At 73.6% G+C, this 18,665-nt stretch carries 16 protein-coding genes and 1 other RNA gene; 14 read left to right on the forward strand and 3 right to left on the reverse strand.

Annotation, left to right across the window (positions count from 1 at the left end; genetic code table 11):
• Window positions 1–50: 50 nt before the first annotated feature.
• From IE241_RS05510 to IE241_RS05520, 3 genes are all read left to right on the forward strand, one after another.
• Window positions 51–1,313: a serine/threonine-protein kinase gene (locus tag IE241_RS05510; RefSeq protein ID WP_190020502.1), complete on the forward strand. Its 1,263-nt coding sequence runs from the start codon at window positions 51–53 to the stop codon at window positions 1,311–1,313.
• Window positions 1,314–1,946: 633 nt separating this feature from the next.
• Window positions 1,947–3,053, forward strand: a complete 1,107-nt coding sequence (gene prfB, locus IE241_RS05515; RefSeq protein ID WP_190020503.1) for a peptide chain release factor 2 — start codon at window positions 1,947–1,949, stop codon at window positions 3,051–3,053.
• Between the two features lie 241 nt (window positions 3,054–3,294).
• A complete protein-coding gene (locus tag IE241_RS05520; RefSeq protein ID WP_190020504.1) occupies window positions 3,295–4,470 on the forward strand; it encodes a hypothetical protein in 1,176 nt (391 codons plus the stop codon).
• Between the two features lie 110 nt (window positions 4,471–4,580).
• Here the strand turns inward: IE241_RS05520 and IE241_RS05525 are convergent, their stop codons facing one another.
• Window positions 4,581–4,775, reverse strand: coding sequence for a hypothetical protein (locus IE241_RS05525; RefSeq protein ID WP_190020505.1), 195 nt, complete (start codon window positions 4,773–4,775; stop codon window positions 4,581–4,583).
• A 256-nt stretch (window positions 4,776–5,031) separates the two neighbouring features.
• Here IE241_RS05525 and ftsE point away from each other — a divergent pair, with 256 nt between their 5' ends.
• The 6 genes from ftsE to IE241_RS05555 all read left to right on the forward strand — a co-directional run bounded on the left by ftsE (window position 5,032) and on the right by IE241_RS05555 (window position 10,301).
• The gene (gene ftsE / locus IE241_RS05530; RefSeq protein ID WP_058044227.1) at window positions 5,032–5,721 is read left to right on the forward strand and encodes a cell division ATP-binding protein FtsE; all 690 of its coding nucleotides are present in this window, start codon (window positions 5,032–5,034) and stop codon (window positions 5,719–5,721) included.
• 16 nt (window positions 5,722–5,737) lie between these two features.
• Window positions 5,738–6,652: a permease-like cell division protein FtsX gene (gene ftsX / locus IE241_RS05535; RefSeq protein WP_190020506.1), complete on the forward strand. Its 915-nt coding sequence runs from the start codon at window positions 5,738–5,740 to the stop codon at window positions 6,650–6,652.
• Window positions 6,653–6,719: 67 nt separating this feature from the next.
• The gene (locus IE241_RS05540) at window positions 6,720–7,961 is read left to right on the forward strand and encodes a S41 family peptidase (protein ID WP_190020507.1); all 1,242 of its coding nucleotides are present in this window, start codon (window positions 6,720–6,722) and stop codon (window positions 7,959–7,961) included.
• An 18-nt stretch (window positions 7,962–7,979) separates the two neighbouring features.
• Complete coding sequence (gene smpB / locus IE241_RS05545; RefSeq protein ID WP_190020508.1) at window positions 7,980–8,483, forward strand: SsrA-binding protein SmpB; 504 nt, start codon at window positions 7,980–7,982, stop codon at window positions 8,481–8,483.
• A gap of 110 nt (window positions 8,484–8,593) precedes the next feature.
• Window positions 8,594–8,963, forward strand: a transfer-messenger RNA (tmRNA) gene (ssrA, locus tag IE241_RS05550).
• Window positions 8,964–9,101: 138 nt separating this feature from the next.
• Window positions 9,102–10,301: a hypothetical protein gene (locus IE241_RS05555; RefSeq protein WP_373300616.1), complete on the forward strand. Its 1,200-nt coding sequence runs from the start codon at window positions 9,102–9,104 to the stop codon at window positions 10,299–10,301.
• On the opposite strand, the gene IE241_RS05560 is transcribed toward IE241_RS05555, so the two are convergent.
• On the reverse strand, window positions 10,279–11,511 hold the full coding sequence (locus IE241_RS05560; protein WP_190020510.1) for an MFS transporter: 1,233 nt from the start codon (window positions 11,509–11,511) through the stop codon (window positions 10,279–10,281). The genes IE241_RS05555 and IE241_RS05560 overlap by 23 nt on opposite strands.
• Before the next feature lie 84 nt (window positions 11,512–11,595).
• Here IE241_RS05560 and IE241_RS05565 point away from each other — a divergent pair, with 84 nt between their 5' ends.
• Together IE241_RS05565 and IE241_RS05570 are read left to right on the forward strand one after the other, a co-directional pair.
• A complete protein-coding gene (locus IE241_RS05565) occupies window positions 11,596–12,555 on the forward strand; it encodes a LysR family transcriptional regulator (protein ID WP_190020511.1) in 960 nt (319 codons plus the stop codon).
• 314 nt (window positions 12,556–12,869) lie between these two features.
• Window positions 12,870–13,457, forward strand: a complete 588-nt coding sequence (locus IE241_RS05570) for a CGNR zinc finger domain-containing protein (RefSeq protein ID WP_190020512.1) — start codon at window positions 12,870–12,872, stop codon at window positions 13,455–13,457.
• Between the two features lie 34 nt (window positions 13,458–13,491).
• Here the strand turns inward: IE241_RS05570 and IE241_RS05575 are convergent, their stop codons facing one another.
• Entirely contained in the window at window positions 13,492–14,457 is a 966-nt protein-coding gene (locus IE241_RS05575) for a CHRD domain-containing protein (protein WP_190020513.1), read from the reverse strand.
• Window positions 14,458–14,730: 273 nt separating this feature from the next.
• Here IE241_RS05575 and IE241_RS05580 point away from each other — a divergent pair, with 273 nt between their 5' ends.
• The 3 genes from IE241_RS05580 to IE241_RS05590 all read left to right on the forward strand — a co-directional run bounded on the left by IE241_RS05580 (window position 14,731) and on the right by IE241_RS05590 (window position 18,586).
• Window positions 14,731–15,276: a sigma-70 family RNA polymerase sigma factor gene (locus tag IE241_RS05580; RefSeq protein WP_190020514.1), complete on the forward strand. Its 546-nt coding sequence runs from the start codon at window positions 14,731–14,733 to the stop codon at window positions 15,274–15,276.
• On the forward strand, window positions 15,273–16,034 hold the full coding sequence (locus tag IE241_RS05585; RefSeq protein WP_190020515.1) for an anti-sigma factor family protein: 762 nt from the start codon (window positions 15,273–15,275) through the stop codon (window positions 16,032–16,034). Before IE241_RS05580 ends, IE241_RS05585 begins: the two co-directional genes overlap by 4 nt.
• 110 nt (window positions 16,035–16,144) lie before the next feature.
• Window positions 16,145–18,586, forward strand: a complete 2,442-nt coding sequence (locus tag IE241_RS05590; RefSeq protein WP_373300586.1) for a HelD family protein — start codon at window positions 16,145–16,147, stop codon at window positions 18,584–18,586.
• Window positions 18,587–18,665: the final 79 nt, after the last annotated feature.

Here is an 18,665-nt window from a genome sequence, read left to right on the forward strand (position 1 = left end):
TAGCTTGGTCGCCAGCGCGCCTGTCGGAGACGAGGAGTCGGGGAACAGTCTTGGCACGGAAGATCGGCAGCCGGTACACCGCCCACCAGGTCCTCGGCCGGGGCAGCGCCGGCACGGTGTGGCTCGGCGAGGGTCCCGAGGGCCCGGTCGCCATCAAGCTCCTGCGGGAGGATCTCGCCTCCGACCAGGAGCTCGTCGGCCGGTTCGTCCAGGAGCGCGCCGCGCTCCTCGGGCTCGACCACCCGAACGTCGTCGGCGTCCGCGACCTCGTGGTCGACGGCGCCGACCTCGCGCTCGTCATGACCCTCATCCGGGGCACGGACCTGCGCACCCGGCTCGACCGCGAGCGGCGGCTCGCGCCCGAGGCCGCGGTCGCCATCGTCGCCGACGTCGCCGAGGGCCTCGCCGCCGCGCACGCGGCGGGCATCGTCCACCGCGACGTCAAGCCCGAGAACGTCCTGCTCGACATGCAGGGCCCGCTCGGCCCCGGCGGCGCGCACCCCGCGCTGCTCACCGACTTCGGCATCGCCCGCCTCGTGGACGCCCCCCGGCCCGCCCGGGAAGGCCGCGGGCCCGGCCCGCGCAGCGTCATCGGCACGCCCGACTACCTCGCCCCCGAGATCATCGAGGGGCTGCCGCCGCGCGCCTCCGTCGACGTCTACGCCCTTGCCACGGTCCTCTACGAGCTGCTGGCCGGCTTCACGCCGTTCGGCGGCGGGCACCCCGGCGCCGTGCTCCGGCGGCACGTCACGGAGACCGTGGCGCCGCTGCCCGGCATCCCCGACGAGCTGTGGCAGCTCGTCGTCCAGTGCCTCGCCAAGGGGCCCGCGTCCCGGCTGCGCGCCTCCGAGCTCGCGGCGCGGCTGCGGGAGCTGCTGCCCGGGCTCGCCGGCATACCGCCCCTCGACATCGACGAGCCCGACGACGGGACCGCTCCCGCGGAGGGCACGGAGGCGCCGGAGGACGGCGCCGCGGCGCCGGTCGCCGCGCGGCGGCGCGGGGCCGTGCCGCTCGTGCCGGGGGCCGTCGCCGACTCCAGCCGGGACACCCACACGAGCATGCGCGTGCCCACGCCGGCCGAGCTCGCGGGCGGTGCCCACGGGACCGCCCGCGCGCCCCGCGCGGCCGGCCAGCGCCGCGCCGGCTCGGCCCGGCACCGCTCCGAGGCGGAACAGCGCCGCCGCCGCATCCGCCTCGGGGCGGCCGCGGTGGCCCTGGCGGCGGCCGCGGGCGTAGGCGGCTGGTTCGCCACGGCGGACCACGACGCCGCCGACCCCAAACCAGGCATCCACCACCCGGACTCCAAGCGCTGACGCCTCCGGCGGGGCCCGGCCACGGCGACGCGCGGCGGTACCGGACGGGCGTCCGCCCTGCCCCGGCAGCCCTGCCCGGGCCTCTGCCCCGCCCGGGTCCGCCTTGTGCTTCGGCAGCCCCGGGCCTCCCCTCCGCCGCGACGGCGTCTGGCCACTGTGGCGCTGTCCGGCGGTGCCGGNNNNGTGCCGGTCCGGCCCCGGCCCCGGGCAGAGGCCGGACCGGCACCGCCGGATTCCGGAGTGGGGGCTGATCGCCGCGGCGGCGGGAGCAATGCGCCTGGCGCCGTCAGGGCAGGGGCACCGCCGGACCACCCGCGGCGGGCGGGCGCCCTGTGCCCCGGCAGCCCGCGCATCCCTTCCGCCGCGACGTCGCCCGGCCACCGTGGTGCGGTCCGGCGGTGCCGGGCGGGCTTCCGCCCGGGGTTTGTGCCGGTTCGGCACCGCCGGGTTCCGTGGTGGCGGGCTGATCGCAGCCGCGGCGGGAGCAATGCACCTGGCACCGTGAGGGCAGGGGCACCGCACAGGCCTCCGCGCGGGTCCCTGCCCAGGTCGGGCGCCTGGTCGGGGTCCGGTATAAGGGCCCATCGGGGCCTTGAGGGCGGGGAAGCGCGGCGCAGCCGTTAGGCTGGGTGCGTGGCAGTCGTTGATGTATCCGAAGAGCTGAAGTCCCTCTCCTCGACCATGGGGTCGATCGAGGCCGTCCTGGACCTCGACAGGATGAGGGCTGACATCGCCGTGCTCGAGGAGCAGGCGGCCGCCCCGTCCCTGTGGGACGACCCCGAGGCGGCGCAGAAGATCACCAGTCAGCTGTCGCACCTCCAGGCGGAGCTGCGCAAGACCGAGACCCTGCGCGGCCGCATCGACGACCTCGGGGTGCTCTTCGAGCTCGCCGAGGCCGAGGACGACGCCGACACCCTCGCCGAGGCCGAGACCGAGCTCGCCTCCGTCCGCAAGGCGCTCGACGAGATGGAGGTCCGTACCCTCCTCTCCGGCGAGTACGACGCCCGCGAGGCCCTCGTCAACATCCGCGCCGAGGCCGGCGGCGTCGACGCCTCCGACTTCGCCGAGCGCCTCCAGCGCATGTACCTGCGCTGGGCCGAGCGCCACGGCTACAAGACCGAGATCTACGAGACCTCGTACGCGGAAGAGGCCGGCATCAAGTCGACCACCTTCGTCGTCAACGCCCCGTACGCCTACGGCACGCTCTCCGTCGAGCAGGGCACGCACCGCCTGGTGCGCATCTCGCCCTTCGACAACCAGGGCCGCCGCCAGACGTCCTTCGCGGGCGTCGAGGTCCTGCCCGTCGTCGAGCAGTCCGACCACGTCGAGATCGACGAGACCGAGCTGCGCGTCGACGTGTACCGCGCGTCCGGCCCCGGCGGCCAGGGCGTCAACACGACCGACTCCGCGGTCCGGATCACGCACATCCCGACCGGCATCGTCGTCTCCTGCCAGAACGAGCGCTCCCAGATCCAGAACAAGGCGAGCGCCATGAACGTCCTCCAGGCCAAGCTCCTTGAGCGCCGCCGCCAGGAGGAGCAGGCCAAGATGGACGCGCTCAAGGGCGACGGCGGCAACTCCTGGGGCAACCAGATGCGTTCGTACGTCCTGCACCCGTACCAGATGGTCAAGGACCTCCGTACGGAGTTCGAGGTCGGCAACCCCACCTCCGTCCTCGACGGCGACATCGACGGGTTCCTCGAGGCCGGTATCCGCTGGCGCAAGCAGCAGGAGAAGTAACCCCAAGCGCTCCCAGAGCCGGACATCCTGCCCGTAACCGGCTTGACGCTACGTCAAAAACTGGAAAGGCTGGCGCGCGGCACGCGTAGCACTGGGGCGCGTGTGGCGGGGGCAAGCGGCCCGGTCGACAGTGCCGCCGATTCATGCGGCAGGCCGGCCGGCTGTGCCAGGCCTTTCAGAGCGCCACCGCCCCGTGCAGAGCTGCTCCAATGACGAGTTAGCTACTGGGGGTAGCAGGCATATGACGAAGAAGACGCGACTGCGTGTCGCGCGCATAGCCGCCGGCGCAGTGGTCGCCGCAGGCGCTTCGCTGACTGCCGCCGGCGCGGCATCGGCCGCCGGCGTCAACGTCCAGGTCGCAGGGGTCGGCGTGAAGGCGGGCGTCCACAGCGTCGCCTCGCCCGACGACCCGGACCAGATCCCGCAGCCGCCCACCTCGGGCGGCGCCACCACGGGCAGCACCGGTTCCACGGGCACCACCGGCACGACTGGTGCCACGGGTGAGACCGGGTCTACCGGTTCCACCGGCACCACCGGTTCCACCGGCGCCACGGGGGAGACCGGCTCCACCGGCTCGACCGGTTCCACGGGCTCCACCGGCTCTACGGGCTCCACCGGCAGCGTCGGCGGCGGCTCGGGCGAGACCACCGGCAGCTCGGGTTCCACCGGCACCACGGGTTCCACCGGCTCGACCGGCAGCACGGGCTCGACGGGCTCCACCGGCGCCACCGGCGAGACGGGCAGCACCGGCTCGACCGGCACCACCGGTTCCACGGGCTCGACCGGCAGCACGGGTTCCACCGGTGCCACGGGTGAGACCGGCTCCACCGGCTCGACCGGTTCCACGGGCAGCACCGGCTCCACCGGCAGCACGGGTTCCACGGGCTCGACCGGTTCCACGGGCAGCACCGGCTCCACCGGCAGCACGGGTTCCACCGGCTCGACCGGCTCCACGGGCAGCACGGGCAGCACGGGCAGCACGGGCTCCACCGGCAGCACCGGCTCCACCGGCACCACCGGCGAGACCGGTAACACCGGCGGCAGCTCCTCCTCCGGTTCTTCCTCCTCCGGCTCCTCGTCCTCCGGCTCCTCCTCCACCGGCGGTGGCGAGGGCAGCACGGGCGGCGACCAGAGCGGCACCGCCGCCACGGGCGGCTCCGGCGGCGGCAACGACTCCGGCGACCAGGGCAAGGTCTGCCCCGTCGACACCAGCAGCAACTGCGGCAGCAACACGGACACCGACAGTGCGGGCAGCAAGCCCGTGCAGCAGGCCAAGCCCAAGGAGCAGCTGGCCGAGACCGGTGCCTCGCAGACCGGCTTCCTGGTGATCGGTGCCGCGACGATGATCGCGGGCGGCGTCGGCTTCCGGCTGCTGCCCCGCCTGATGACCCGCGGCGCGGGCGCAGCGGCGGCCTGATCCAGGGCCCAGGGCCTAGGCTCAGCACGCACACGAAGGGCCCGGAGCGCTCAGCGCTCCGGGCCCTTCCGCATTCCTTGAAGTCGTGGATCCGTCACCCTACGGATCCGTTACCCCGCGAATCCGTGTGCGAGCACGGCCACCGCCACGAGCGCCACCAGCAGGGCGATCAGCATCGCCGGGGTCAGGCCGGCGAAGACGCCTTCCTGGTGCTGCAGCCGCTCCCTGCTGGCCCGGCACACCGGGCAGCGGCCCTCACTGACGGGGGCCGCGCAGTTGGCGCACACCAGTCGGTCGCATGTCATGCGATCTCCTCCTCCGGTACGTCCAACGCGCAAGGGAGCCGAGCGGTTCCCCCTACCACTGTGCCAGCTCCCGCGCCGAACGGCGCGTGCGGGCCGATTGTCCTCGTTTTGTCCCCGAACATGTCGGTAATAAACGCGCCGACCCCGTCCGCTGCCTGCGCGTGCACGGCTCGTTCGCGTATGGTCACGCACACCGAACGGAAGCCGCCCCCGCGGCGCTCCGTGCCCCCTATCCAGGTCGACGCGTGGTGCACTCGTGATCCGATTCGACAACGTCTCCAAGTCCTACCCGAAGCAGAACCGTCCGGCGCTCCGTGACGTCTCGCTCGAGATCGAGAAAGGCGAGTTCGTCTTTCTGGTCGGGTCCTCGGGTTCCGGCAAGTCCACCTTCCTGAGGCTGCTGCTCCGCGAGGAGCGCGCGAGCACCGGCCAGGTGCACGTGCTGGGCAAGGACCTGGCCCGGCTGTCCAACTGGAAGGTGCCCCAGATGCGCCGCCAGCTGGGCACGGTCTTCCAGGACTTCCGGCTGCTGCCCAACAAGACCGTCAGCGAGAACGTCGCCTTCGCGCTGGAGGTGATCGGCAAGCCGCGCGGGGAGATCCGCAAGGCCGTCCCGCAGGTGCTGGAGCTGGTGGGGCTGGGCGGCAAGGAGGACCGCAGGCCGGGCGAGCTCTCCGGCGGTGAGCAGCAGCGCGTGGCGATCGCCCGGGCGTTCGTCAACCGCCCGATGCTGCTGATCGCGGACGAGCCGACGGGCAACCTCGACCCGCAGACCTCGGTGGGCATCATGAAGCTGCTCGACCGGATCAACCGGACCGGGACCACGGTCATCATGGCCACCCACGACCAGCAGATCGTGGACCAGATGCGCAAGCGCGTCATCGAATTGGAAAAGGGACGCCTCGTACGCGACCAGTCGCGCGGCGTGTACGGCTACCAGCACTGAAGCCTGAAAGGACGCCATGCGCGCCCAGTTCGTCCTCTCGGAGATCGGCGTCGGTCTCCGCCGCAATCTCACGATGACCTTCGCGGTGATCGTCTCCGTGGCCCTCTCGCTGGCCCTCTTCGGCGGGTCCCTGCTCATGCGCGAGCAGGCCAGCACCATGAAGGGCTACTGGTACGACAAGGTCAACGTCTCCATCTATCTCTGCAACAAGACCGACGCGGAATCCTTCCCCTCCTGTGCCAAGGGAGCGGCCACGGAGGATCAGAAGAAGGAGATCCGCGCCGATCTGGAGAAGATGAACGTCGTCCAGAAGGTCCAGTTCGAGACGGCCGACGAGGCGTACAAGCACTACAAGGAGCAGTTCGACAAGAAGTCGCCGATCGCGGGCTTCGTCACGCCGGACCAGATGCAGGAGTCCTTCCGCGTCAAGCTCAAGGACCCCACCAAGTTCGAGGTCATCTCGACCGCCTTCTCGCAGCGCCCGGGCGTGCAGATGGTGCAGGACCAGAAGGACGTCCTGTCGAACCTCTTCAACCTGGTCAACGGCATGAACTACGCGGCGCTCGGCGTGATGGCCCTGATGCTGGTCGTGGCGCTGATGCTGATCGTCAACACCGTCCGGGTGTCCGCGTTCAGCCGCCGCCGCGAGACCGGGATCATGCGGCTGGTCGGTGCGTCCAGCTTCTACATCCAGATCCCGTTCATCATGGAGGCGGCCTTCGCGGGCCTGCTGGGCGCGGGCCTGGCGTGCGTGCTGCTCGTCAGCGGCCACTACTTCCTGGTGAACAACTGGCTGGTCGACCAGATCGACCTCATCCAGTTCATCGGCTGGGATGCGGTGCTGGCCAAGCTCCCGCTGGTACTCGCGATCGGGCTGCTGATGCCCGCACTGGCGGCGTTCGCAGCGCTGCGTAAGTACCTCAAGGTGTGACGTGGGCCAAGGGTGCCGTACGGTCAACTCCCCGTACGGCGCGCCCTGGTGTCCTAGACTCACGCGCATGCCCGGCCCGTCGATGTTCCACCCGCAGCGCCGCGCCCGCCGCGGCGCCGCGCTGACGTTGGTCTTCGCGGGCGTGCTGGCCACCGGCGCCGCAGCAGGCTCCTGGAGTTCGCAGGGCCAGGAAGGCCGGAAGGCGTCGGAGGCCCGCACGGCCCCGCGCACCGCGGCGAGACCCGCGGACCGTGCCGTCGCGGATCCGGGCGCCGGCGCCGGCGGCCCCGTGGACCACGCCGAGGTCGAGGCCGCAGCCGCGCAGGCCGTCGAGGACGGCCGTTCCGCCACCGAGGCCGCCGCCGAGGTCGTCGACCGCAGCGGCGACCGCTGGAGCGCCGTCTACAGCGCCCGCGAGTACGAGGGCCTGGAGCGCGCCCTGGACGGCGCCTACGTCGGGGTGGGCCTCTCCGCGCGGCGCGGCAGCGGCGGCCGCACCGAGGTCGACAGCGTGCGCCCCGGCAGCCCCGCCGCCCGCGCCGGCCTCCTGCCCGGCGACCGGCTGCGCACCGTCGACGGCGCGGTCGCCGACGACCGCCCCGTCACCGATGTCGTAGCCCTGCTGCGGGGCGACACCACGGCCCTTTCCGCCCCCGGCACACCCGTGCGGATCGAAGTCGAGCGCGCCGGGCGCAGCTGGGCGCGCACGCTGTACCGGGAGCGGCTGGTCACCGAGAGCGTGACGGCCGAGCACTTCGTCCGGGGCGAGGTCGCGGCCGTGAGGATCAAGGTCGGTTCGTTCACCCGGGGCACCGGCGAGCGGGTGCGCGCGGCGGCCGCGGCGGCGCGGCCCGGCGAGGGCATCCTGCTGGACCTCCGGGGGAACTCGGGCGGCCTGGTCCGCGAGGCGGTGACGGCCGCCTCCGCCTTCCTCGACGGCGGGCTCGTCGCCACCTACGACGTGCACGGCAGCCAGCGCTCCCTGGAGGCCCGGCCCGGTGTGGTGACCGCCCTGCCGCTCGTCGTCCTGGTCGACGACGGCACGATGAGCGCGGCCGAGCTGCTGGCGGGCGCCCTGCAGGACCGCGGCCGGGCCGTCGTCGTCGGCTCGCGCACCTTCGGCAAGGGCTCCGTGCAGATGCCGAGCCGCCTCGCGGACGGCTCGGTCGCCGAGCTCACCGTGGGTCACTACCGCACCCCCGCCGGCCGCGCCGTCGACGGCCAGGGCATCGCCCCCGACCTGCTGGTCCACGGCGATGCCGAGGAGCGGGCCCGCACAGTATTGAGTGGCCTCGGGGGCGGGTCCTAGTGCGAGAATGGCGGCGCTATGGCTAAAGAGAAGAAAGAGACGGGTCGCAAGCTCGTCGCGCAGAACAAGAAGGCGCGGCACGACTACCACATCCTGACCACCTACGAGTGCGGCATGGTGCTCACGGGTACGGAGGTCAAGTCGCTGCGGCAGGGCCGGGCCTCGCTGGTCGACGGCTTCGTGCAGATCGACGGCGGTGAGGCGTGGCTGCACAACGCCCACGTCCCCGAGTACGCCCAGGGCACGTGGACGAACCACAGCGCGCGGCGCAAGCGGAAGCTGCTGCTGCACCGGGAGGAGATCGACAAGCTCGCCTCCAAGTCGCAGGAGTCGGGGCACACCATCGTGCCGCTGGCCATCTACTTCAAGGAGGGCCGGGCCAAGGTCGAGATCGCCCTGGCCAAGGGCAAGAAGGAGTACGACAAGCGGCAGACCCTGCGCGAGAAGCAGGACACGCGCGAGTCGAACCGGGCGATCGCGGCGGCGCGCCGCCGGCAGCGGGCGTCCGCTCCGCGGGGCTAGCGACCACCCGGGCCGGAGGCAGTAATACGCTGGCACCGTCGGCCGTCGGTCACGTACGATGGAGACAGCACACGGGGTGGTACCCGGTGCGCACATTGAAAAATCAACATGGGGATGATCGGTTTCGACAGCGGATGTCGAAGCAGGGGAAGCGTGTCGAGGAAGCGGCAATGATCTCGTAAACCATATGTCGCAACCAATAATCGCCAACACCAAGCGCGATTCCTTCGCCCTCGCTGCCTAAGTAGCGACTTGCGAAGTGTCAGCCCGGGGCTGTTCCCGACCCGGATCCTGGCATCAGCTAGGGAACTAAACCACTAGGCCCGGTCACGGGGCCTGGTGGGAAATCAAACAGTGGCTGAGCCCGTCGGAGACTTGTTCGCGTGATCTCCGGGGCCGAGAAAATCGCAGCGAACTGCACACGGAGAAGCCCTGATTCTGCACCGTTGGACGCGGGTTCGATTCCCGCCATCTCCACTCATCCCATGTGGGCAAAAGCCCCTGGTCCTCGGACCAGGGGCTTTTGTCATGCTTGGCGTCGACGGGCAACCGATCGGCTTCCGCGTCCCTCTTTCCTGATGACGCTCCATGACGAGGGGGTGGTGGCCGGTGAACCGGATGCGCACGGCGGCGGCCGCGGTGCTGGCCGCGGGGGCCCTGTGGCTCGTCGGCGGTGCGGGGCCTGCGTCCGCCGAGGACGGCGGCGACGGCGACGGCGGGGTGCACCTGCTGCTCAACAGCGCCTACGACAACCGCCCCGGCGAGCTCGTCGACATAGAGGTGCAGGGGATCGGCGCGGGGGGCGACGTCACCGTCTCCTCGCCCGTCTTCCCGCGCCCCGTCCGGCTCGCCCTCCGCGAGAACGGCCACCACGCCCGCCCGGCCATCGCGATGACCACCGAGCCGGGCACGTACCCGCTCACCGTCCGGGCCGGAGGCCGGGTCGTGGCCGAGGAGCGCGTCGAGGTGAAGCCGTCGGAGCGGCCGAGCTTCTCGGTGACGTCGCCCGGGGAGGTGCTGCGGCCGGGGGAGCGGCTGTGGATGTCGTACGACGATCTGTACCCGGGCGAGACCGGGCGCTCCTTCTCCGTGCACTCGCCCGCCTTCCGCGCGCCGGTGCGGCTCGCGCACGACCCGTCGAGCACGGACTGGAACAACCCGCGGCTGTTCTCCGGCGCCGCCGAGCTGCCGCCGGGCACCCGCGACGGGACGTACAAGGTCACGCTGTACGGGCCGGGCGGCCGCGTCGTCGACGAGAAGCCGCTGGTGGTCCGCGCGGCGCGGCCCGGCGACCGCGACTACGTGGGGCGGGCCCGCGGGCCCGCGTTCTACGACGCCTCGACCGAGACAGGCCCGGAGGGCGCCCGTACCCACGGGCACCGGGTCCCGGCGGGCGGCACCGTCACCGTCCTGTGGCGCGACCGGTCGCCCGACCCGGGGGAGGAGGAGCGGCTGACGGCCACCTCGCCGGCCTTCGAGCGGCCGGTGCGGCTGCGGCGGGACGACAGCAAGGCGGCGGACGGGGACGACCCCCGGTACTTCGCGCCCGCGCGGATCCGGCGGGGACTTGAGCCGGGAAGCTACGCGGTCACCGTCGCCAGCCACCACGGGCGGGTGACGAAGGTCGGGAAGCTGCAGGTCACGGAGGCGGCCGCGGGCTCCTCAGGGCGGGACGCCGGGAACTCCGGGGCTTCCGGCGGCTCCGAGGGCTCGGGGGCTTCCGGGATGACGGTGGCGTACGTGGCAGGCGGTACGACGGCCGGGGTGCTGACGGCCGCGGGCCTGGGCGTGCTGCTCAGGCGGCGGGCCGCGCGGTGAGCACGGGCCGCCCCGCGAGCGCCCTCCGGCCCGCCGTCGCCACGAGCAGCGCGGTCGCCGCCGCGCCCGCCGGCACCGCGTAGCCCGCGGCCCCCAGGTGCTCGACGGACCAGCCGCCCGCGGCCGAGCCCGCGGCTATGCCCGTGAGCAGGCCCGTCACGGCCAGTGTCATGCCCTCGTTCAGGCTGCCCGGCGGGGTCAGGCCCTGGACCAGGCCCATGCCTGTGACCATGGTGGGCGCCGTCGCCATGCCCGCTATGAGCAGCGCGGCCGCGAGGAGCGGCAGTCCGCCGCCCGCCGCCGTCGTCAGGAGCGGCAGCAGCGCCAGGGCGGCCATCGCCGCCAGGCAGCGCGGGAAGCGGGCCGCCGCGGGGGAGGACGGGCGCGTCAGCCCGTAGAGCAGACCCGCCGCGCACGAACCCGCCGCCTGCAGGGCCAGGACGGCCCCCGCGGCCGCGCGGTGGCCCTGTGCGTCGGCGAAGCCGATGGTGACCACCTCCAGCGAGCCGAACAGTGCGCCGGTGCAGACGAAGACGGCCAGGAGCGCGACGAGCCCGGGATTGCCCCGCAGCGGGGACTTCCGGTGGAGGGGCCGGGCGGATATGGGCGGCTCGGTGCGCTTCTGCACGGCGAAGAGCACCGCGCCCGTCAGGAACATCAGCGCGGCGGCGAGCGTGCCCGCCTCGGGGAAGAAGGACGTGCACAGGAACGTCGCGAGGACCGGGCCGAGCATGAAGCACGCCTCGTCCGCGGCCTGCTCGAAGGCGTTCGCGGTGTGCAGGGCGGCCGGGTCGGCGCGCAGGAGGTGCGCCCAGCGGGCGCGGGACATGCCGCCCGTGTTGGGGGTGGTCGCGGTCGCCGCGTACGACGCGAACAGGGTCCAGGCCGGGGCGTCGAGGTGCACGCACAGCACCAGGGACAGTGAGCCCAGGGCGGCGAACGCGGCGGCCGGCACGGTGACGCGGGCCTGCCCGTGGCGGTCCACGAGACGGGCCGTCCAGGGGCCGGCCAGCGCCGTCGCGGCGAGGCCGGTCGCGGTGACGGCGCCGGCCAGGGCGTACGAACCGCGCCCGGCGGAGATCATCATCACGGCGCCGACGCCGAACATGCCCATGGGGAGGCGGGCGAGGAGGTTCCAGGCGGTGAAGGCGCGGGTGCCGGGGAGGGCGAAGAGACGGGCGTAGGGGGCGAAGGGTCTGTGCGGGGGCATGGGGCAAGCCTCGTGGTGATCCCGTCGCACGGTCCAACACCTGATCGCTCGCCATTCACGCGGTTCTGTTGTTAACTGCCGTGCGTGCCCTACGACATAGAGCCGCGCCTGCTGCGCGCCTTCGTTGCCGTGGCCGAGGAACTGCACTTCACCCGTGCCGCCACTCGGCTGTTCACCGCCCAGCAGGCGCTCAGCCGGGACGTCCGCCGGCTCGAAGCGCGCCTGGGCGGTGAGCTGTTCGCGCGCACGACGCGGCAGGTCACGCTCACCGCGGAAGGGGCGCGGCTGCTGCCGTACGCCCGGCGGGTGCTCGCCGCCCACGACGAGCTGGACGCCGCCTGGGCGCGTGAGGAACGGCCGCTGATCGTGGACTGCGCGGCGACGGTCGGCACCGCGTACCGGGTCCTGACCGCCGCCCGGCAGGCCGCGCCCGAGCACGAGCTGGTGGCCCGCTTCCACAGCGGGCTCACCGGTGCCGCGGGCGAGATCCTCGCGGGGCGGCTCGACGTCTCCTTCGGGCGGGTCGCGGGCCTCGGCCCGGCGGTGCTGGCGGAGCTGGAGCACCGCCCCGTCCGGTACGAGCCGATGGCCGTGCTCCTGCCCGCCGGGCACCGGCTGGCCGGCCTGCCCGAGGTGCCGCTGGACTCCCTGGCGGGCGAGACGCTCTACGCCGCCGCCGGCAACCCCGCCACCGCCGAGTGGACCGACCTCGCCGAGCGGCTCTTCGCCGGGCGGGGGATCGGCATCGCCGCGCCGTTCCCGGAGATCGAGGGGAAGGGGGAGTTCGTACGGGTCGTGCGGCGGCGGGGCTGGTCGGTGCTGGCGAGCGTGGAGTTCATAGAGGTCCCCGACATGGTGCTCCGCCCCCTCGTGGACCCCGTGCCCCTCTCACCGGTCTCCATGGTCTGGCGCCGCGGCCTCCGCCACCCGGCGGTGTCCGCTCTGCAGACGGCGGCCACGGCCCTGGCCTCCCGGCACGACTGGCTGACCCGCCCTGCGGGGGCGTGGCTGCCACGGCTCGATGCGGCCTTGATGACGGTCTGAAGCACGGCGTCTGCACGGCGCCTGCTCCCGCCGCAGCGGTGATCGGCCCCCGCCGGGGTGTCCGGCGGTGCCGCACTGCCGGTGGCTCCGGCACCGCCGGGCTGCGCCGTTCGGGTTGTTCGCCGTTGCGGCGGGGGTTTGTGCCGGGGCGGCACGCAGGTGGCGGGGCTGCCGAGCACTTCTTCCGCCGCAGCGGTGCTCAGCCCCCACCGGGGTGCTCGGCGGTGCCCGGCTGCCGGTGAGGGCGGCGCTGCGAACCGCCCGTAGGGCTAGGGGTTTCACGGGCGCCTGCCGCGAGGCACTCTGGTGGGGTGGTGACGGGCTTCTCTGACCTGAGATTCGATGCCGGGCGGCTCTGTCTGGATCTGGTGGCCACGGTCGGCGGCCGGTTCGGCGGTGAGCCGGTCGAGCGGCTCGACACCCCCGACCGGCTGCGCGACTGGCTCCTGGCCTCCGGCGCCGTCCCGCCCGGCACCCCCCTGGCCGCCGTGGACGCCGCCTGGCTCGCCCGCTTCCGCGCGGTCCGCGACCTGCTGCACCGGATCGTCCACGCCGAGGTCGACGGCCGGGCCGCCGATCCGGACCTGGAGCGGGTCAACGCCCTCGCGGCCACGGCGCCGCCCGCGCTGCGCGCCGTGCGGGCCGAGGACGGCACCCTGGTCCGTACGGTCGCGGCCGCGCCCGACTGCGGCGCCGTCGTGGGCCGGATCGCCCGTGACGCGGTGGAGCTGCTCACCGACCCGGCCGCCCGCGGCCAGCTGCGCCGGTGCGAGGGCGAGACGTGCTCCCTGGTCTACCTGGACACCTCCCGCGGCCGCCGGCGCCGCTGGTGCTCCAGCGAGGTGTGCGGCAACCGCGAGCGCGTGGCCCGCCACCGCCGCCGCGCGGTCGACGCCCGGTGAAGCGGCGCCGTGACCGCCCGGTGAATCCGGGCCGTCAGCGTCCGATGAAGAGGTAGTCCGCCCGGTAGGGCACGGCCGCCTTCGGCTGCCGCTGCGGGTCGCAGGGCCCGGCAGGGGCCACGCCGCCCCGCGTGTTCAGCCGCAGGATCTCCGTCGTGGAGGCGAGGACGCCCGTCCCGGCGCCGGACTTCGTCGCGCGCAGGTCGAGCTCGGGGATGTTCCCGTCCCCGTTGGGCGTCTTGGCGACGACCTTGCCGGTGACGGCGGAGCGGTCGGGCGCGATCCACTGGGGGTCGCCTCCGGGCCGTACGAAGGAGTGGGCGATGTTCCCGTCGAGCGCGGCGGAGACGTTGTCCTGGACGAAGGCGAACCCGCCGCCGTCCTGCCGGGTGCACGCGTAGATCTGGCTGCCCTCGACGACGGACGCCTGCACGCTCTTCACGGCGGTGTCCATGTCGAGCGGCGCACTCAGCCGGTGTGCCTGCCCCCGTACCGCACCACCCGGGAATTCACCGGTGTGCAGGTTGAAGTAGAAGCCGTCCGGACCGGATTTCAGCGCGTCCAGGAGCTTCCGGTCGGCGACCTTCACCGTGCCGTTGGCACTGCTCCGCCCGTCGGGCAGTTTCTCCGCGAAGAAGGGAATCCGCACGTCGCCGTTCTTGCCGCGCCCGCCTTGGTGGAGATGGGCGGCGGTGGGCGTGGCGATGCCGCGGAAGGTGAAGGCGAAGGTGACCTCGTCGCCCTGGACGCGCAGGAAGGCGACGGCCCGGCCGTCCTTGTCGCCGACGGCCTTGCCGTCCGCCGCGGGCACCTCGTTCGCCCCGCTGAGGCTGCCGGCGAAGAAGACGGCGTCCTGCCGGTCCGCCCCGCGCCCATTCCCGCCGTCCCCGCCGTTCCCGCCGTCCCCCGGCACCACCGCGAAGGCGATGCCGACCCCCGCGGCGACGGCCGCCGCGGTGGCGGTGGCGACGACGGCCCTGCGCTTGCCGAAACGGTTCACGGCGAACCTCCCCGTACGGAGCCGGCGCCCCCTGCGCCGGCTTTACGGGCTGTCGTACGGGGCCGGCCCGGTCCCCCGTTCAGCCGGGAACAGAGACCTGCATCACGCCGCCGCCGCTGAACGCAGGCGCCGTCCCGTCCGTACCCCTGGCCGAGTGCCCCGGCGCACCCGCGTCACCGGGAGGCACCGGGAGGCGCCGGGAGGCACCGGCCGGAACGGAGGCACGCGCACTGACAGCGAACACCGACGCGCGCTATCGACCAGGGGGAAGCCTTGCGCAAGGATGCCGCCGTGGCTGACAGGACGAGTCCGAGTCCCGACGAGGCCCTGATGCGGGCGCTCTACGACGAGCACGCGGGCCCGCTCCTCGCCTTCGTCCTCCGGCTGGTGGACGGTGACCGCCAGCGCGCCGAGGATGTCGTCCAGGAGACGCTGCTGCGCGCATGGCGCAACGCCGACCGGCTGCGCGGGGCCCCCGGCTCCGTACGGCCCTGGCTGGTGACCGTCGCCCGGCGCATCGTCATCGACAACCACCGCAGCCGGCAGGCGCGGCCCCGCGAGGTCGACCCCGGGCCGCTGGAACTGCTCCCGGCGGCCGACGAGATCGACCGGGCGCTGCGCCTGATGACCATCTCCGACGCGCTGGGCGACCTGACGGAGGCCCACCGGGAGGCGTTGATCGAGACCTATTTCAGGGGACGTACCGTGAGCGAGGCGGCCGAGGTGCTGGGCGTGCCGGCGGGGACCGTGCGGTCCCGGGTCTTCTACGCACTGCGCTCGATGAAGCTCTCGCTCGAAGAACGAGGAGTGACGGCATGAACCGGCCGGCACCGGACCATGAGCAGCACGAGCAGGACGAGCGGCACACCGAGGTGGGCGCCTACGCCCTCGGCGTCCTCGACGACGCGGACGCCGTCCGCTTCGAGGAGCACCTCGCCGGGTGCCCGCGGTGCGCCGCCGAGCTCGACGGCCTGATGGGCCTGACCCCGCTCCTCGCGGACCTCAAGGAGTCCGCGCCCGGACCGGAGGCCCTCGCGCCGCGCCCGGACCCGGTGCTGCTCGACCGCCTGCTCGCCGGCGTCACGGCGACCCGCCGGGCGCAGCGCACCCGCCGTCTGTGCCTGGTCGCGGCCGCCGCCGCGCTGATCGTCGCGGGCCCGCTGGTGGGCGCCGCGGTCTTCTCCGAGGAGGCCCCGGACCACAGCGGCGTGAGCGCGGCCAAGCAGATGTACGAGGACGGCGAGAAGATCGGCGCGGTCGACCCGGCCACGAAGGTGGATGCGACGGTCTCGCTGCAGCCGAAGGCGTGGGGCACCCATGTGGCCCTGCGGCTGTCCCACGTCGGAGGCCCGCTGACCTGCGATCTCGTCGCCGTGGGCAAGAACGGGGAGCGGCAGACGGTGACGACGTGGGCGGTCCCGCCGAGTGGATACGGCCTGGACGAGCCAGGCAAGGGCGACAAGTGGAGCAAGGAGCCGCTGTACACCCACGGTGGCGCCGCGCTGAACCGGAGCGATATCTCCCGGTTCGAGGTGCGGACGCTCGACGGCAAACTGCTCGCCACCGTCAAGGTGTGACCAAAAACCCATCAACCCCGATGAAAACAGTCATGTACCGACAGGTGCGCTCAGTACCTCTGTTCGCGTACGGTTGACGGCTGCCCTAGGCACAGCAGAAGGGGGCTTGGGTGGCCGCGCAGAACGCCACACACGCGCAGGTGGCGACCGGACCGCAGAGCGAGCCCGACGGGGTCCGCGATCGCGAGATCGGTACCGAACAACAGCATCTGGACCGGGTCTACCGGCGCCTGGAGGAGAAGATCCACGAGGCCGAGTTCCTCATGGACGACGCCGCCAAGCGCGGGCAGGTCGGCACGCCCGGCGCGCTCGCCGAGCGGGACGCCCAGGTCTTCCGCGCCGGAGTGCACCTCAACCGGCTCAACAGCGAATTCGAGGACTTCCTCTTCGGCCGCATCGACCTGCTGCTCGGCAAGGACGGCAAGAAGGGGCCCGACGGCGCCTACACCTCCGTCGACCCCGCCGACGACGCCGTCCGCGGCGACCGGGCCGAGATCGCCGAGACCCTGCACATCGGCCGCATCGGCGTCCTCGACGCCGACTACTCCCCGCTGGTCATCGACTGGCGGGCGCCCGCGGCCGCGCCCTTCTACCGCGCCACGCCCGTCGCGCCCGGCCGCGTCGTGCGCCGCCGCGTCATCCGCTCCAAGGGCCGCCGCGTCCTCGGCGTCGAGGACGACCTGCTGCGCCCGGAGCTGACGGCCACGCTCGGCGGGGACACCCTGCCGGTCGTCGGCGACGGCGCGCTGATGGCCGCGCTCGGCCAGGCCCGCAGCCACACGATGCGCGACATCGTCTCCTCCATCCAGGCCGAGCAGGACATGGTCATCCGCGCGCCCGCCGCGTCGGTGACCGAGGTCGAGGGCGGCCCCGGCACGGGCAAGACCGCCGTGGCCCTGCACCGCGCCGCCTACCTGCTCTACCAGGACCGGCGGCGCTACGCGGGCGGCATCCTCGTCGTCTCCCCGACCCCGCTGCTCGTCGCCTACACCGAGGGCGTGCTGCCCTCGCTCGGCGAGGAGGGGCAGGTCGCCATCCGCGCCGTCGGCTCGCTGGTCGACGGCGCCGAGGCGGACACGTACGACGAGCCGGCCGTGGCCCGCATCAAGGGCTCCTCGCGCATGCTCAAGGTCCTCCGCAAGGCGGTCCGCGGCGCGCTGGAGGGCTCCGGCCCGGGGACGGCGGCGGTACGCCCCGCTCCGGCGGGGGAGGACGGGCAGCTGTCCCTGGACGGCGCCCTCGCCGAGGGGAACGGCAACGGGGGCGGACGCCGCGGCGGCCCGGCCGGGCCGCCCGACCGTCTGCGCGTCGTCGCCTTCGGCGCCCGCATCGAGCTCGGCGCCGAGGACCTCAAGCGCATCCGCAACACCGCCCTCGGTGGCACCGCACCGGTCAACCTGCTGCGCCCGCGCGCCCGCAGGCTGATCCTCGACGCCCTGTGGTCCAGGGCCGGCGGCCCCAAGCGCTACACCGACCCCGAGCTGGCCGCCGAGGCCCGCTCCGCCTTCGACGAGGACATCACCACCGAGGACGACTTCCTCGCCTTCCTCGACGCCTGGTGGCCGGAGTTGACGCCGCGTCAGGTGCTGGCGGGCATGGCCGACGAGAAGCGCCTCGCCCGCTCCGCCCGCCGGGTGCTCAACCCGCGCGAGACCCGGCTGCTGGCCCGCTCGCTGCGCCGCCTGGACGCCGCCGGGCGCGGCCCGCTGTCCGTCCACGACGTGGCCCTGCTGGACGAGCTGGAGACGCTCCTCGGCGCCCCGGCCCGGCCGAGGAAGCCGCGCGAGTACGACCCGCTCGACCATCTCACCGGGCTGGAGGAGCTGATGCCGCAGCGCTCGGAGTCGCGCCGCGAGCGCGCCGAGCGCCTGGCCGAGGAGCGCCGCGACTACGCGCACGTCATCGTGGACGAGGCGCAGGACCTGACGCCCATGCAGTGGCGCATGGTGGGCCGCCGGGGCCGTACGGCCACCTGGACGATCGTCGGCGACCCGGCGCAGTCCTCCTGGTCCGACCCGGACGAGGCCGCCGCCGCCCGCGACGAGGCGCTCGGCGCCCGCCGCCGCACCCGCTTCCGGCTCACCGTGAACTACCGCAACCCCGCGGAGATCGCCGAGCTCGCGGCCAAGGTGCTGGCGCTGGCGATGCCGGGCATGGAGTCCCCGGCGGCCGTCCGCTCCACGGGCGTCGTGCCGCGCTTCGCCGTCGCGGGCGCCGCGCTCGCCCCGGCCGTCCGGGCCGAGGCGGAGCACCTGCTGGCGGACGTCGAGGGCACGGTCGGCGTGGTCGTGCCGATGGCGCGGCGCGCGGAGGCCCGCGGCTGGCTGGCCGGCCTCGGCGACCGCGTCGTGGTGCTGGGCAGCCTGGAGGCCAAGGGCCTGGAGTACGACGCGACGATCGTCGTCTCGCCCGCCGAGATCGCCGACGAGTCCCCGGCGGGCCTGCGGGTGCTGTACGTGGCGCTGACCCGCGCCACCCAGCGGCTGACGGTGCTCTCCGGCGAGCGCGACGACCCGGACGCCGACGGCGTGCCGGACCTGCTGCGGGACTGAGGGCGGGGCTGAGGGGGTACGGGGGCCGCGGTACCGCCGGGGGCGCCTTCAAGGGCGAACTTCCCCTGGCGGAATGACT

The sequence above is a fragment of the Streptomyces hiroshimensis genome (genome assembly GCF_014650335.1).
In the GTDB taxonomy this organism is placed as follows: Bacteria; Actinomycetota; Actinomycetes; order Streptomycetales; family Streptomycetaceae; genus Streptomyces; species Streptomyces hiroshimensis.